Consider the following 14,331-nt stretch of genomic DNA (forward strand, 5'->3'; position numbering starts at 1 on the left):
GCCATGGCGGGCCGCGCCCCTCGCGAAGCGGACGACCGGCGCTTCATGGCCGCCGCCATACGCCTGTCGCGCCGCCACAGGGGCCTGACAGGCACCAACCCGTCCGTCGCCACGCTGATCGTGGCTGACGGGCGCATCGTCGGGCGCGGAGTGACGGCGCTCGGCGGACGCCCCCATGCCGAGACCCAGGCGCTGGAGGAAGCCGGCCCGCGGGCCAGGGGTGCCACCGCCTATGTGACTCTGGAGCCTTGCGCGCATCACGGCCGCACGCCGCCCTGCGCCGAGGCGCTGGTGGCCGCCGGGGTGCGCCGCGTTGTCGGGGCGGCAAGCGACCCGGACCCGCGCGTCAGCGGCGGGGGCTATGCCATCCTGCGCGCTGCCGGCATCGAGGTGCGCGAGAACGTGCTGGCCGAGGCGGCGGCCGACATGCTGCGCGGCTATCTCACGCGCGCCGTGAGGCGGCGCCCGGAAGTGATTCTCAAACTTGCGCTTTCGGCCGATGGGAAGATCGGTATTGCGGGCAGGGGCCAGGTGCCCATCACCGGCCCCGTGGCGCGCCGCCAGGTGCACATGATGCGCGCCGAGGTGGATGCCATCCTGGTGGGCATCGGCACCGCGCTTGCCGACGATCCGGCGCTCACCTGCCGCCTGCCGGGGCTCGAAGCGCGCTCGCCGGCGCGCATCGTGCTCGACCGGCGGCTGCGTCTGCCGACTGACGGCAAGCTGGCGCGCAGTGCCCATGAGGTGCCGCTGCTCCTGGCCGCCGAGGGCGCGGCAGCACCGCAGCGCCGCGCGGCGCTGGCGGCGTGCGGCGCGGAGTTCCTGGCCGTGGAGGCGCCGGGCGGGCGCATCGCGCTGCCGGAGCTGATGGAGGATCTGGCCGCACGCGGCGTATCGAGCCTCATGGTGGAGGGCGGCGCGCTGACGGCGCAGTCCTTCCTGGCCGAGGGGCTGGTGGACCGGCTGAGCCTTTTCGTTGGCCCCGGCGAGATCGGACCGCAGGGCATTGCATCTCCCGTCGGCCCCGGCAATATCCCGGCGGGGTTCGGGAAGCGGCGCGAAGACCGCTTCGGCGAGGATGTCCATTTCGAGTATGTGAGGGCCTGAGCCATGTTCACGGGGCTGGTGAGCGATGTCGGAACGGTGCAGGCGGTGCGCCGGCTCGAGAAGGGCGTGCGGCTGCGCATCGAGACGGCCTACGATCCCGCCACCATCGACATCGGCGCCTCCATCGCCTGTGCCGGCGTGTGCCTTACCGTGGTGGCCCTGCCGGAGGCCGGTGCCAACGGGCGCTGGTTCGAGGTGGAGGCATGGGAGGAGGCGCTCAGGCTGACCACCATTGCCCACTGGCGCGAGGGCACGCGCGTCAACCTGGAGCGGGCGCTCAAGGTGGGCGACGAGCTGGGCGGCCACATCGTCTCCGGCCATGTGGACGGCACCGCCGAAATCGTCGAGCGGCGCGGGGAAGGCGAGGCGGTGCGCTTCGTGATCGAGGCGCCGGCGGAGCTGGCACGCTTCATCGCTCCCAAGGGCTCTGTGGCCCTCGATGGCACCTCGCTCACCGTCAACCGCGTGGACGGCAACCGCTTCGACGTGCTTCTGATCCAGCATTCCCTGGCCGTCACCACCTGGGGCGAGCGGCAGGTGGGGGAAAGGGTCAACATCGAGGTGGACACGATGGCCCGCTATGCTGCACGGCTTGCGGAGGCGGGAAAAGAAGCCTAATAGCAACGGCCCGTCGACCGCTCGGGACTGGAACCCTTCAGGCATGGATTTCCGTGTCGAGGCCCGGCAATCCATGCCTGAAGACCGCCGCTTCGGCCCCGGCCGGAGCCGGGGCCACGGTGTCGGGCGCCGTCGCTGACAAGGAGCAACCATGACGACCGAAAACCTGCACCTCCTGATCGTCGAGGCCCGCTTCTACGACCATCTGGCCGATGGCCTGCTGAAGGGCGCCAGGGCGGCGCTGGAGGAGGCAGGCGTGGCCTACGATGTGGTGACGGTGCCCGGCGCGCTGGAGATTCCCGCGGCGGTGGCCTTTGCCCACCGGGCGGGCGGGAAGGGCGGCACGGCCTATCACGGCTATGTGGCGCTCGGTTGCGTGATTCGCGGCGAGACCTATCATTTTGACATCGTTGCCAACGAATCGAGCCGCGCCCTGATGGACCTTTCCGTGCAGCACGGGCTGGCCATCGGCAACGGCATCCTGACGGTGGAGAACGAGGCGCAGGCCCTGGCCCGCATCGAGAAGGGAGAGGGCGGCCATGACGGGGGCAAGGGATATGCCGCCGCGCGCGCCGCGCTGCACATGATCGAACTGAAGAACCGCCTGGGAGCTTGAGGTGGCCGAACCTGCAGACGAACGCCAGCCGGCCGGCTTCCGTCCCGCCAACAAGCGCGGTGCGGCCCGGCTTGCCGCCGTGCAGGCGCTCTATCAGATGGATGTGGGCGGCACCGGCCTTCTGGAGACCACCGCCGAATACGAGATCTTCCGGCTGGGCAAGGAGATCGACGGCGTCACCTACCGCGAGGCGGATCCGCAGTGGTTCCGCGCCATCCTGGCCGGGGTCGTCGAGAACCAGAAGACGATCGACCCTGTCATTCGCCGCTCGCTGACCGACGACTGGCCACTGTCGCGCCTCGATTCCACCCTCCGCGCCATCCTGCGCGCCGGGGTCTATGAGCTCATCCGCCGCTCCGACGTGCCGGTCGCGGTCATCATTTCCGAGTATGTGGACATCGCCAAGGCGTTCTACGAGGAAGAGGAGCCGAAACTGGTCAACGCCGTGCTCGACCGCGTGGCGCGCCGGCTGCGCAACGAGGGCAGGGGCACTTCATGAGCGAACGGGCGCTTTACCGCGAGGCACAACGCACGGCCCTCATCCTCGCGGCGGCGCAGGCTCTCGTGGGCGCCAGCGCCCCCATCGCCATCTCCATGGGCGGGCTTGCCGGCAGCTATCTCCTCGGCACCGACAAGTCGCTCGCCACCGCTCCGGTCACGGGCTACAACGTCGGCGTCGCGCTCGCAGCCCTGCCGGCGGCCATGCTGATGCGCGCCGTGGGCCGGCGCAACGGCTTCGTGGCCGGTGCCGGCGTTGCGGCGCTGGGCGGCGCGGTCTCGGCATTTGCGCTGTTCATCGCGCATTTCTGGCTGTTTGCATTCGGCATGCTGCTGGTGGGGGGCGGCATCGCCTTCACGCAGCAATACCGTTTCGCCGCCGCCGACAACGCGCCGGCCGATTTCAAGCCGCGTGCCATAAGCTGGGTGTTGAGCGGCGGCATCTTTGCCGCCGTCATCGGCCCCCAGACGGCCATTCACATGCGCGAGCTCTTCGCGCCGGTCATGTTTGCGGGCGCCTTCGTGGGCATCATCGGGCTTGCTGGGCTCGGTGCCGTGGTCCTTTCCTTCCTGCGCCTGCCCAAGGATGCGCCGCAGGCCGCACTCGACGACCACCAGCCGCCGCGTCCGCTTTTCGAGATCCTGCGGCAGCCGCGCTTCGTCGCGGCGCTTTTCTGCGGCGTAAGCTCCTTCGCGCTGATGACCTTCGTGATGACCGGCGCGCCGCTGGCCATGGTGGGCTGCGGCTTCACCCCCGACGAGGCGACGCTCGGCATCTCTTGGCACGTCATGGCCATGTTCGCCCCGAGCTTCGTGACGGGCCGGCTGATCGCCCGTTTCGGGAAAGAGAAGGTGGTGGCCGTGGGCCTTCTCCTTCTCATCGGCTGCGGGCTGGTGGCGCTTTCCGGCATTGCGCTGTGGCAGTTCTGGCTGGCGCTCATCCTGCTGGGCGTGGGCTGGAACTTCGGCTTCATCGGCGCCACCGCCATGGTGGCGGACTGCTACCGCCCCTCGGAGAGGAACAAGGTGCAGGGTGTGCACGATCTGATTCTCTTCTCCCTCGTGGCCTTTTCCTCGCTCATGTCGGGCCGCGTCTACAACGCCTTCGGGTGGGATCTGCTCAACTGGATCATCTTCCCCGTGGCCGGCAGCTGCCTTCTCATGCTCGCCGTGGTGGCGCTGCGCCGCCGCCGGGCGCGGGCCGCCTGAGCGCGGCGGACCACGCGCTGCGAACATAAGTCGCAGGAAAGCCTTGACGGGGGCCGGTCTCTTTCACAAAGTCGCGGACCTGGGCTGCGGCACATTCCGCCGTCGGCCTTTCTCAAAAGGCCCGGGAGGGGTTCAGCGGGCCGAAATCAAGGGAAGAGTTGGCAATGACCATGCTTTACGTCGTCATCGCCTGCGGCCTGCTTTCTGTCCTTTATGCCATTTGGGCAACGCGGTCGGTGCTTGCGGCCGACCAGGGCAATCAGCGCATGCAGGAAATCGCCGGTGCCATCCGGGAGGGGGCTCAGGCTTACCTTACGCGTCAATACACCACCATCGCCATTGTCGGCGTCGTCGTCTTTCTCATCGCCTGGTGGCTTTTGACCGCCGCCGCCGCCTTCGGCTTTCTGATCGGTGCGGTGCTTTCGGGCGCGGCGGGCTTCATCGGGATGCACGTCTCCGTGCGCGCCAATGTGCGCACTGCCCAGGCCGCTTCCAGCAGCCTGGCCGCCGGCCTCGACATCGCCTTCAAGTCCGGGGCCATCACCGGCCTTCTGGTGGCCGGCCTGGCGCTGCTCGGCGTGTCCGTCTATTTCTGGGCGCTGACCGGCCCCATGGGCTATGGCGCGACGGACCGCACGGTGATCGACGCGCTGGTGGCGCTCGGCTTCGGCGCCTCGCTCATCTCCATCTTCGCGCGTCTCGGCGGCGGCATATTCACCAAGGGTGCGGATGTCGGCGGCGATCTGGTGGGCAAGGTGGAGGCCGGCATCCCCGAGGACGACCCGCGCAATCCCGCGACGATCGCCGACAATGTGGGCGACAATGTCGGTGACTGCGCCGGCATGGCGGCCGACCTGTTCGAGACCTATGTGGTGACGGTGGTGGCCACCATGGTGCTGGCCTCGATCTTCTTCACCGGCGCCACGGCGGTGACGCTCATGCTGTTCCCGCTGGTCATCGGCGCGGCCTGCGTCGTCACCTCCATCATCGGCACCTTCTTCGTGAAGCTCGGCGCCAACAACTCGATCATGGGCGCGCTCTACAAGGGCTTCTGGGCCACAGCGGTGCTCTCCGTGGTGGCGCTTGGGCTCATCGTCTGGCTGTGGCTCGGCGGCTCCACCACCTTCGAGGCGGGCGGCACGAGCTTCACCGGGGCAAGCCTGTTCTTCTGCGGCATTGTCGGCCTGGTGGTCACGGGCCTCATCATCTGGATCACCGAGTACTACACGGGCGTCGGCTTCCGCCCCGTGCGGTCCATCGCCCAGGCTTCCGTCACCGGCCATGGCACCAACGTCATCCAGGGGCTTGCCGTCTCGCTGGAGGCCACGGCGCTGCCGGCCATCGTCATCATCGCCGGCATTCTGGTCAGCTATGGTCTTGCCGGGCTGTTCGGCATCGCCATCGCGGTGACGACCATGCTGGCGCTGGCCGGCATGGTGGTGGCGCTCGACGCTTTCGGCCCGGTGACGGACAATGCCGGCGGCATCGCCGAGATGGCGGATCTGCCTAGCGAGGTGCGCCAGACCACCGACGCGCTGGACGCGGTGGGCAACACCACGAAGGCGGTCACCAAGGGCTATGCCATCGGCTCTGCCGGCCTCGGCGCGCTGGTGCTGTTCGCCGCCTATACGGAGGATCTGCGCTTCTTCGCGGCCAATGCACAGCCCGGCTCCTTCTTCGAGGGGGTGTCGGTCGATTTCGCCCTGTCCAACCCCTATGTGGTGGTGGGGCTGCTGTTCGGCGGCCTGCTACCCTTCCTGTTCGGCGGTCTGTCGATGACGGCGGTAGGGCGCGCCGGCAGCTCCATCGTGCAGGAGGTGCGCCGGCAGTTCCGCGAGAAGCCGGGCATCATGGAGGGCAAGGAGAAGCCGGACTACAGCCGCGCGGTGGACATGCTCACCAAGGCGGCGATCAAGGAGATGATCGTTCCCTCGCTGCTGCCGGTCCTCTCGCCGCTCGTCGTCTTCGCCGTCATCTATCTGATCGGCGGCAAGAACGAGGCGCTGGCGGCGGTGGGCGCCATGCTGCTCGGCGTCATCGTGACCGGGCTGTTCGTCGCCATTTCCATGACGGCCGGCGGCGGCGCCTGGGACAACGCGAAGAAGTCCTTCGAGGACGGTTTCATCGACAAGGACGGGACGCGCCACGAGAAGGGCTCGGAGGCGCACAAGGCGTCCGTCACCGGCGACACGGTGGGCGATCCCTACAAGGACACCGCGGGCCCTGCCGTGAACCCGATGATCAAGATCACCAACATCATCGCCCTGTTGCTGCTGGCGGTGCTCGCACATTGACGCCGCACCGCCGGCAGGCGCTGGCGGCAGGAAAGGGAAGGCCGGCGGAGGTTACCCCGCCGGCCTTTCGATTCCGCGCCTGCGGCTACTGCACGCCCAGCGGGTTGGACGGCGGCTCGCCGCGCGCCACGCCGGCGATCACCTGCGCGAGGAAGTTCTGGTCCTTGCCGCCGGTCGGCGTGGTGCGCGAGACGAAGTCGAACAGCTTGCCGTCCTTCATGCCGTAGTGGGCAATCTTCTCGACGCGCTGATCGTCGCCGAAATAGACCGCCAGCACCTCCTGATCAACGAGCCTGGGTTTCATGAAGGCGGCGCCGCGCACCCGCTTCTGCGAGATGTAGTAGAACACCTCGTTGTCGAAGGTGGCGGTGGTGGAGGGCGTGCCGAGGGCAAGCAGCACCTGCTCGCGGCTGGAGCCCACGGGCACCAGCTCCAGCGCCTCCTGGTCGATCACATAGCCCTGGGTCAGCGTCTCGGTGGGCTGCAGCGTCTCCACGGTGCTGCATCCGGCAAGGGCGGCGCCGAGAACCGTGGCGAGGAGCAACTCACGGGAACGTTTGGTCTTGATTTTCCGCACCGGCAACGACATCTCCCTGGAAACGATTGCGTCCGGCGGCTCCGGCCCGCCATCTTGCGCATGCCGGCAAAACCGGTAAACCAGCTTGCGCGCCGATGCAACCGGACTGCCGGTCCGGGCCGGTTGCGATGCGCGGTCAAAACCAGCCCGAAGGAGGGAAGCCCCATGTTCCAGTGGCTTTCCGGCGCGCGCCGGCGCAGCCGCCGCCTCGTCTTGGATACGCTCTATGGGGAAATCGTGGCAGCCGCGCGGCGGCCGCCGCTTTATTCCGACTGGCAGGTGCCCGACACGCCGCTCGGCCGTTTCGAGATGATGTCGCTGCATCTCTTCCTGCTGCTGCATCGCCTGCGCGGCAGGGAGGGAGCGCTGCGGGACATCGCGCAGGAGCTGACCGACCACTTCTTCCTGGAGGTGGACCACTCCCTGCGCGAGCTTGGTGTGGGCGATCTCGGCGTGCCCAAGCGCATGAAGAAGCTGGCGCGCATGTTCTATGGCCGGCTGGCGGCCTATGGTGCTGCCGTCGATGCGGCGGATGCGGCCGCCCTTGCCGAGGCGCTGCGGCGCAACGTGGCACCGCAGCGCGAGCGCTGGGAGGAGGCCCGGGCCCTGGCCGCCTACACGCTTGCGGCCCACGCGGCCCTTGCGGACCTGGCCGACGAGGATCTGCTGGCCGGCAGGCTGCGCTTTGCCCCGCTGCCGCAGGAGGAAGGGAGCGAAGGATGACCGATCCACACGCTGAGAGAAGCCCGGTTTCCCGCAGTCTCGAGGTCGCCCGTCTGCCCGCGAAGGGAGAGACGGTGACGATCGAGGCCGACGCCGCCCAGCGTGCCGCCCTTGCCGATGCCCATGGGTTGCTCTCCGTCGAGCGCTTCAGCGCCGAGCTCATCGCCCGCCCCTGGAAGCGCGGCGGCGTGCGCGTGACGGGCCATCTTGCCGCCGAGATCACCCAGGCCTGCGTGGTGACGCTCGAACCGCTTGCCGCGCGCGTGGAGGAGGAGATCGCCGCCCTCTTCGTGCCGGAGGATTCGCGGCTGTCCCGCCCCACCGCGCAGAGCGGCGAGATGGTGGTGGAGGCGGAAGGGGAGGACGTGCCCGAGACCTTCACCGGCGGCCGTATCGACCTCGGCGCGCTGGCGGAGGAATTCTTCGCCCTCGGTATCGACCCCTATCCGCGCAAGGAGGCCGCCAGGCTGGAGATTCCGGCCGGCGGCGAAGATGGCGGCGGGGAAGCGGGCCCCCTTTTCGCGCAGCTCAGAAAGCTGCGCGAAAAGGGCTGAATTTGCGCGAAAAGGTATGAGATCGAGGTTGTACCGCGCGGCAAAAACGCTATTTTCGCCGCACTTCGCGACGGGCCCATCCGCCCAACAACCGAGGCATAGCACGCGTGATACGCATTTCGATTGACGCCATGGGCGGAGACCACGGCCCCGAGGTCACACTCCCGGGCCTTCTGCGGGTCGCCGAGCGGCGACCGGATGCGCGCTTCGTCCTGTTCGGGCGCGAGGACGCGGTCCGTCCCGTGCTCGACCGGCTGCCCGACCTCAAGGCGATCAGCGATTTCACCCATTGTGACGTGGCCGTGCGCATGGACGACAAGCCGAGCCAGGCGCTGCGCCAGGGGCGGTGGAAGTCCTCCATGTGGAAGGCCATCGAGGCGGTCAAGACCGGCGAGGCCGATGCCTGCATCTCGGCTGGCAACACCGGCGCGCTGATGGCCATGTCGAAGTTCTGCCTGCGCACCATGGCCGACATCGAGCGCCCGGCCATTGCCGCCATCTGGCCGACGATTCGTGGCGAGAGCATCGTGCTCGACGTCGGCGCCACCATCGGCGCCGATGCCCAGCAGCTCGTGGATTTCGCCATTCTGGGAGCGGCCATGGCCAATGCGCTGTTCGATGTCGAGCGCCCGACGGTCGGCCTGCTCAATGTCGGCGTCGAGGAGATCAAGGGCCAGGAAGAGGTGAAAGAGGCGGGCCGAATGCTGCGTGAGGCGGCGCTCGATTCCATGCATTACCATGGCTTCGTGGAGGGCGACGACATCGGCAAGGGCACGGTGGACGTGGTGGTGACGGAAGGATTTGCCGGCAATATCGCGCTGAAGTCGGCGGAGGGCACGGCCCGCCAGATCGCCGAGTATCTGCGCGAGGCGATGAACCAGACGTTTCTGGCCCGCCTCGGCTATCTTCTGGCGCACGGCGCCTTCCAGCGGCTGCGCGAGAAGATGGATGTGCGCAAGATCAACGGCGGGGTGTTTCTCGGCCTGCGCGGCATCGTCGTGAAGAGCCATGGCGGCGCCGACGAGGAAGGCTTTGCCGCCGCCGTGGAGCTGGGCTATGAGATGGTGAAGAGCGGTGTTTTCGACAGGACGCGCGCCACCCTCGACCTTTATCACGCACGCAAGCCGGCCGCGCTTGCGGGCAGCGCGGTTTCCCATACATAGGATGGTATGATGATAAGGTCCGCCGTGCGCGGTGTCGGCTCCAGCCTGCCGCGCCGTATCATGACCAACAAGGAGTTCGAGAAGCTGGTCGAAACCTCGGATGCCTGGATCGTCCAGCGCACGGGCATCCGCCAGCGCCACATCGCCTCCGACGACGAGACCACCGCCTCGCTGGGCGAGGCCGCGGCCCGCAACGCGCTGGAGAACGCGGGGCTGAAGCCGGACGACATCGACCTTGTCGTCCTCGCCACCTCCACCCCCAACAATACCTTTCCCGCCACCGCAGTGGAGATCCAGCACCGGCTCGGCATCGACCATGGCTATGCCTTCGACATGCAGGCCGTGTGCAGCGGTTTCGTATACGCCATCACCACCGCCGACCTGCACATTCGCGGCGGTCTGGCCCGGCGCGTGCTGGTGATCGGCTCTGAAACCTTCTCGCGCATTCTCGACTGGAGCGACCGCACCACCTGCGTGCTGTTCGGCGATGGCGCCGGCGCGGTGGTTCTGGAGGCGACGGAAGGCCGTGGCACCATCGAGGATCGCGGCGTTCTGGCCGCCTCGCTGCGCTCCGACGGCGCCCAGAAGGAAAAGCTCTATGTCGATGGCGGCCCCTCCACCACCGGCACGGTCGGCCACCTGCGCATGCAGGGCCGCGAGGTCTTCAAGCATGCCGTCGGCATGATAACGGACGTGATCGAGGACGTGTTCGCCAAGGCCGGGATCACCGCCGCGGACATCGACTGGTTCGTGCCCCACCAGGCCAACAAGCGCATCATCGACGCTTCCGCGAAAAAGCTGGGCATTGCCGAGGAAAAGGTTATCATCACCGTCGATCTGCACGGCAACACCTCAGCGGCTTCGGTGCCCCTGGCGCTGGCCCACGGGGTGGAGCAGGGCAAGATCCGCCGCGGCGACCTCGTGTTGCTGGAGGCCATGGGCGGCGGCTTCACCTGGGGCGCTGTGCTGGTGCGCTGGTGAATCCTCCCGCCCGCATGCCTTTTCCGGCTGGTTCTTGACCTTTGCAGGTCGATTTATGTAACTTCCTTGTGCACTGCATTGTATTTTCCAATAGTTTCAAAGGATCTGGCCGGATGGGGGGAAAGACAGTCACACGTGCCGACCTGGCGGAAGCTGTCTACCGAAAGGTGGGCCTCTCCCGGACCGAATCGGCCCAGATCGTCGAGATGGTTCTCCAGGAGGTGTGCGACGCGGTGGTACGCGGCGAGACGGTGAAGCTGTCTTCCTTCGCCACCTTCCAGGTGCGCAACAAGAACGAGCGCATCGGCCGCAACCCCAAGACCGGCGAGGAAGTGCCGATCCTGCCGCGCCGGGTGATGACCTTCAAGGCGTCCAACGTTCTCAAGAACCGCATCCTCGAGGCCCACAAGGCGCGCGCGCGCAAGGAGAAGAAGGCAGGCTGAGGGCGCTTTTTCTCGTCCATGCGCCGGGCGCTTGTCTTTCCAGGCCGGAAGCTGCTGAAATGGCGCCGCCGAGTCGCCAGCCCATGAGGTGATCATCCGATGGACAAGAGCCCCGATGCCTTCCGCACCATCAGCGAGGTGGCCGAGGAGCTGGATCTGCCCCAGCACGTGCTGCGCTTCTGGGAGACGCGCTTTGCGCAGATCAAGCCGATGAAGCGCGGCGGCGGCCGCCGCTACTACCGCCCCCAGGACATAGACCTGATCAAGGGCATCCGCCACATGCTCTATGACCAGGGCTACACGATCAAGGGCGTGCAGAAGCTGCTGCGCGAGAACGGCAATCAGTTCGTCATCGCCATCGGGCGTGGCGACGTGGCCGCGGTGGAGGCCATCACCCAGAAGAAGCTGGCCGAGGCGAAGGAGAAGGGGGCCGAGGAGGAGATGCTGGTGGGCAAGCCCAGGGCCAAGCCCAGCCGCCGCTTTTTCGGTCTCGGCGGGGAGGAAGGGCCGGTCTCTGCCGACGATGGCCGGCTTTCGCGCGACAACCGGGCGCTGCTTCAGGAAACGCTGTTCGACCTTCTGGAGTGCAAGCGCCTGCTCGACCAGGTCCGGTAGCGCGCCTCAAGCGGGAATCGGCCGCTTGCGCAGGAAGCGCCAGAGATTGGGCAGGGTGCGTGCCACCGGCCGCGGCGGGCTGCCGGCGTTCAGCACGTCCCTGGAATGCGCCTCGCGCCGGAATCGCTCGGCCCAGGCGGCGGTTCGCGCGTCGCGCTGCACGGCAAGCGGGCTTTGATGGTCCTCGGGCGGGGCAACCTGCAAATGCGCGGCAACCGCCTCCAGATAGGGCGAGGGATCGCCGAGCAGGTCTTCGTAGAAGAAGACGCTATGCGAAATACCCCGGACTTCCAGATAGGATTTCCAGAAGGCATTGCTTCTGTCGATCTGGAAATAGGCGCGGCAGATCCCCTCGAAACTGTATTCGGCCTCCTGCTTCCTGCCCGTCTCGACGCTGCGCCACCGGGCCGTCTCGCTGGCGCGGTAGAGGGAGATCGCCTGCGCCAGCCTGTCGCGCCGCTTGAGCAGGACTGTCTTCACGGCGTGCCGCCGCTGGCACTCGGCGATGAAGTCGAATCCGTAGCGGGCCTGAAACCAGTCGAGATGGGAGGGGAAGATCTTGATGGCGAAGCAGCCGTTCGGCGTGCTGGTGTTGTCAACGGCCCATGTGACGAAGCGCTGACCGTCCTCGGGCGGGCGCTGCCTGAAAAGCGTCGGATTGAGCGCTTCGCCAAGGCGGCCCATGCGCCCCGTCTTGTCAGCCAGCGAGCCAAGCCAATTGGTTCCGCTGCGCGCCTCGCTCAGCACGATATAGCCCTTGCGGGCCTGTCCATCCATGTTCGCCCCCCGACGAATGAGATCAGGCCGATGCCCTTTGGCCTCTTGCAAGCGCACCGGGGCGGCCATGTCAAGCGGCGAGGGGCGCCGAAGCGCCCCTCCCGAGGCCCGAGGGCCTATTGCGCGGGCTGCGAGGGCTGTTCGGGCGCCGGGCTCGTCTGTTCCGGCGCCGTGCTGCCCTCGGGCGGGCTGCTGCCGCCGCCGTCGCACGCCGCAAGGGCGAAGAGAGCGGCAGCCGAGGCCACGGCAAGCAGGATCTTCGGCATGATCGTTTCGCTTGTCCGTCGCCTGAACGTCAGCCGCCGAAGGCCGCGTTAAACTCGTCTTCCGACAGATCGCCGCTTCCGTCGGTGTCGGCCGCCGTGAAGGCCTCTTCCGTCACGTCGGGCATCGCAGCCTGCAGCTCCTCCATGGAAACCGTGCCGCTCTGATCGGCATCGACGGTGGCGAAGTCGGCAGCCTGTGCGAAAGCCGGTGCAGCAAAACCGGCGGCGGCAATGACGATGAGAAGATGTTTCATGGTGATAGTCCTCCATCTGCTATGGGCAGGTGGTTCACACCCCTGCCACTTGCGCCCCCGCGCCGTGGTAAGAATGTGGAAATGGAAAATGGCCGCAAGTTGGAGTAATCGTGTCAAAATTATTGTGGATGGTAATCATTTGTTTCGTTCGGAAACAAGGATTCTAAGTCTTCGTGCAAGTGATTATTGAAATAATAACATTAATATTTGCGTGAGTAACGTATCGGGAGTGGCCAGGCGTCCCTGCGCGGCGGAGGGCGCGCAGCGCCGATTTTCTCCTTGCGCCGGACGGCGAGAGACTATAGGGGTTCTTGCCGGTTCGGAGCGTAGCGCAGCCCGGTAGCGCACTTGACTGGGGGTCAAGGGGTCGTGGGTTCGAATCCCGCCGCTCCGACCATTTTTCGATTTTTCCCGCCCGCCGCAAGCGTCGCCTGATGCCGCCCTTCGAGCGCCATCATGCCCCATAGCATGCCAAGGATCAGGTAGAAGTGGCGCCAGTGATCGGTGTCGATCACGGTGCCCAGCGCGATGTGACCTATGAAGGCCACGTAGGTGGCCAGCAGATAGGGCTGCCAGGGCCGGGCGCGAAAGAGGATGCGAAAGCCGGCTGCCGCCGTCCATGCCATGAGCGCCAGCCAGGCGGCAAAGCCGAGCCAGGAATAGGCGAGCAGCGCCTTCAGCCAGATATTGTGCGTGTCCTCGCCATATATCTTGCCGAATTCGAGCGGGCCGATGCCGAGCGGCCGTTCGGCTGCCAGCGCAAAGCCGATGGCATGGCGGGCGAAGCGGCCGAGGCGGGCCGCATCGTAGGACTGGAGCAGCCGGGCGCGCTCGGAAAACAGGTCGGCCACGGCCGGCACCTGCAGCGCCACCAGCAGCGTGAGCGCCCCCAGCGCCACGGCCGCCACGCACATGACGGCGATCCTGAGGCGCACGAGGCCGTGTCGGTTGCGAATGAACAGGGCGAGGGTGAGCATGACGGCGCAGACCAGCAGCAGCCCCCAGGCGCCGCGCGAGAAGGACAGAAAGATGCCCAGGCACAGAAGAAGGAAGACGGGCAGGCACAGTAGCGCCGTGCGCAGGCTGCCCGTCATCACGCGCTGCAGGAGATAGATGGCCGGCAGGGTGAGGAAAGGGCCGAAGACGTTCGGATCCTCGAAGACGCCGGCTGCCCGTCCATAGCGGGTGAACATTTCCGCACCCGGAAAAGCCTGAAAATAGCCGAGAATGCCGGCCCCCGCCGTCGCCGCGGCCGCCATCAGCCACGCCGTGAAGATGACGCGCAGAAGCTGCGGCTGCGCCTCCACCACCGCCGCGAAGAAGACCGCGGTGAAGGCGAGGAACAGCGAGACGGCCAGATAGAGCGGGACGTCGCCCAGCGTGCCGAGCTGGCTCATGGAAACGAGGCCGCCGACATTGAAGAGGACCAGAAGCGCAAGAAGCGGTGCCACCCGGCGCGAGATGCGCAGACCGGCAAGCGCCCACACCGCCATGAGCCCGGCCATGTAGAGCTCGTAGGGCGCCGGCTCGCGCAGCACGAAGCCCGACAGGAAAACGGCAAGCCCCACCGCCGCCGCGCGGATGAGCGAAACCAGGCGCGCATTCACCGCCATGCGCAGGTCGTCGGCCATGTGGC

The 14,331-nt window shown here is 67.2% G+C and carries 17 protein-coding genes and 1 tRNA gene; 13 read left to right on the top strand and 5 right to left on the bottom strand.

Going from position 1 to position 14,331, the window contains the following annotated elements:
• Positions 1-3 precede the first annotated feature (3 nt).
• The 6 genes from ribD (at position 4) to NYR58_RS11635 (ending at position 6,342) form a co-directional block, all read left to right on the top strand.
• The gene (ribD, locus tag NYR58_RS11610; protein ID WP_261520909.1) at positions 4-1,107 is read left to right on the top strand and encodes a bifunctional diaminohydroxyphosphoribosylaminopyrimidine deaminase/5-amino-6-(5-phosphoribosylamino)uracil reductase RibD; all 1,104 of its coding nucleotides are present in this window, start codon (positions 4-6) and stop codon (positions 1,105-1,107) included.
• Positions 1,108-1,110: 3 nt separating this feature from the next.
• Complete coding sequence (locus NYR58_RS11615) at positions 1,111-1,725, top strand: riboflavin synthase (RefSeq protein ID WP_261520911.1); 615 nt, start codon at positions 1,111-1,113, stop codon at positions 1,723-1,725.
• 151 nt (positions 1,726-1,876) lie between these two features.
• Complete coding sequence (ribH, locus tag NYR58_RS11620; protein WP_261520912.1) at positions 1,877-2,341, top strand: 6,7-dimethyl-8-ribityllumazine synthase; 465 nt, start codon at positions 1,877-1,879, stop codon at positions 2,339-2,341.
• A 1-nt stretch (position 2,342) separates the two neighbouring features.
• The gene (nusB, locus tag NYR58_RS11625; protein ID WP_261520913.1) at positions 2,343-2,840 is read left to right on the top strand and encodes a transcription antitermination factor NusB; all 498 of its coding nucleotides are present in this window, start codon (positions 2,343-2,345) and stop codon (positions 2,838-2,840) included.
• Positions 2,837-4,048: an MFS transporter gene (locus NYR58_RS11630; RefSeq protein ID WP_261520914.1), complete on the top strand. Its 1,212-nt coding sequence runs from the start codon at positions 2,837-2,839 to the stop codon at positions 4,046-4,048. Before nusB ends, NYR58_RS11630 begins: the two co-directional genes overlap by 4 nt.
• 164 nt (positions 4,049-4,212) lie before the next feature.
• Entirely contained in the window at positions 4,213-6,342 is a 2,130-nt protein-coding gene (locus NYR58_RS11635; protein WP_261520915.1) for a sodium-translocating pyrophosphatase, read from the top strand.
• Between the two features lie 85 nt (positions 6,343-6,427).
• Here NYR58_RS11635 and NYR58_RS11640 read toward each other — a convergent pair whose 3' ends face one another.
• On the bottom strand, positions 6,428-6,931 hold the full coding sequence (locus tag NYR58_RS11640; protein ID WP_261520916.1) for an outer membrane protein assembly factor BamE: 504 nt from the start codon (positions 6,929-6,931) through the stop codon (positions 6,428-6,430).
• Positions 6,932-7,084: 153 nt separating this feature from the next.
• On the opposite strand from NYR58_RS11640, the gene NYR58_RS11645 reads away from it, so the two are divergent.
• The 6 genes from NYR58_RS11645 to NYR58_RS11670 all read left to right on the top strand — a co-directional run bounded on the left by NYR58_RS11645 (position 7,085) and on the right by NYR58_RS11670 (position 11,398).
• Positions 7,085-7,642 carry a ubiquinol-cytochrome C chaperone family protein gene (locus tag NYR58_RS11645; RefSeq protein WP_261520918.1) on the top strand — a complete coding sequence of 186 codons (558 nt, stop codon included), beginning with the start codon at positions 7,085-7,087 and terminating at the stop codon, positions 7,640-7,642.
• Positions 7,639-8,196, top strand: a complete 558-nt coding sequence (locus NYR58_RS11650; RefSeq protein WP_261520919.1) for a YceD family protein — start codon at positions 7,639-7,641, stop codon at positions 8,194-8,196. Before NYR58_RS11645 ends, NYR58_RS11650 begins: the two co-directional genes overlap by 4 nt.
• 107 nt (positions 8,197-8,303) lie before the next feature.
• Positions 8,304-9,359, top strand: coding sequence for a phosphate acyltransferase PlsX (gene plsX, locus NYR58_RS11655; RefSeq protein WP_261520921.1), 1,056 nt, complete (start codon positions 8,304-8,306; stop codon positions 9,357-9,359).
• Between the two features lie 9 nt (positions 9,360-9,368).
• Positions 9,369-10,340, top strand: a complete 972-nt coding sequence (locus NYR58_RS11660; RefSeq protein ID WP_261520922.1) for a beta-ketoacyl-ACP synthase III — start codon at positions 9,369-9,371, stop codon at positions 10,338-10,340.
• Positions 10,341-10,453: 113 nt separating this feature from the next.
• Complete coding sequence (locus NYR58_RS11665; RefSeq protein WP_261520923.1) at positions 10,454-10,783, top strand: integration host factor subunit alpha; 330 nt, start codon at positions 10,454-10,456, stop codon at positions 10,781-10,783.
• A 99-nt stretch (positions 10,784-10,882) separates the two neighbouring features.
• Positions 10,883-11,398, top strand: a complete 516-nt coding sequence (locus tag NYR58_RS11670; protein ID WP_261520924.1) for a MerR family transcriptional regulator — start codon at positions 10,883-10,885, stop codon at positions 11,396-11,398.
• A gap of 6 nt (positions 11,399-11,404) precedes the next feature.
• On the opposite strand, the gene NYR58_RS11675 is transcribed toward NYR58_RS11670, so the two are convergent.
• The 3 genes from NYR58_RS11675 to NYR58_RS11685 form a co-directional block, all read right to left on the bottom strand.
• On the bottom strand, positions 11,405-12,175 hold the full coding sequence (locus NYR58_RS11675) for a Stf0 family sulfotransferase (RefSeq protein WP_261520925.1): 771 nt from the start codon (positions 12,173-12,175) through the stop codon (positions 11,405-11,407).
• Between the two features lie 116 nt (positions 12,176-12,291).
• Positions 12,292-12,441: a hypothetical protein gene (locus NYR58_RS11680; RefSeq protein WP_261520928.1), complete on the bottom strand. Its 150-nt coding sequence runs from the start codon at positions 12,439-12,441 to the stop codon at positions 12,292-12,294.
• Between the two features lie 29 nt (positions 12,442-12,470).
• The gene (locus NYR58_RS11685; protein ID WP_261520930.1) at positions 12,471-12,695 is read right to left on the bottom strand and encodes a hypothetical protein; all 225 of its coding nucleotides are present in this window, start codon (positions 12,693-12,695) and stop codon (positions 12,471-12,473) included.
• Between the two features lie 320 nt (positions 12,696-13,015).
• On the opposite strand from NYR58_RS11685, the gene NYR58_RS11690 reads away from it, so the two are divergent.
• A tRNA-Pro gene (locus NYR58_RS11690) sits at positions 13,016-13,092 on the top strand.
• Here the strand turns inward: NYR58_RS11690 and NYR58_RS11695 are convergent.
• A complete protein-coding gene (locus NYR58_RS11695) occupies positions 13,055-14,326 on the bottom strand; it encodes an O-antigen ligase family protein (protein WP_261520962.1) in 1,272 nt (423 codons plus the stop codon). The genes NYR58_RS11690 and NYR58_RS11695 overlap by 38 nt on opposite strands.
• Between the last annotated feature and the right edge of the window lie 5 nt (positions 14,327-14,331).

This window comes from Chelativorans intermedius, assembly GCF_025398255.1.
In the GTDB taxonomy this organism is placed as follows: Bacteria; Pseudomonadota; Alphaproteobacteria; order Rhizobiales; family Rhizobiaceae; genus Chelativorans; species Chelativorans intermedius.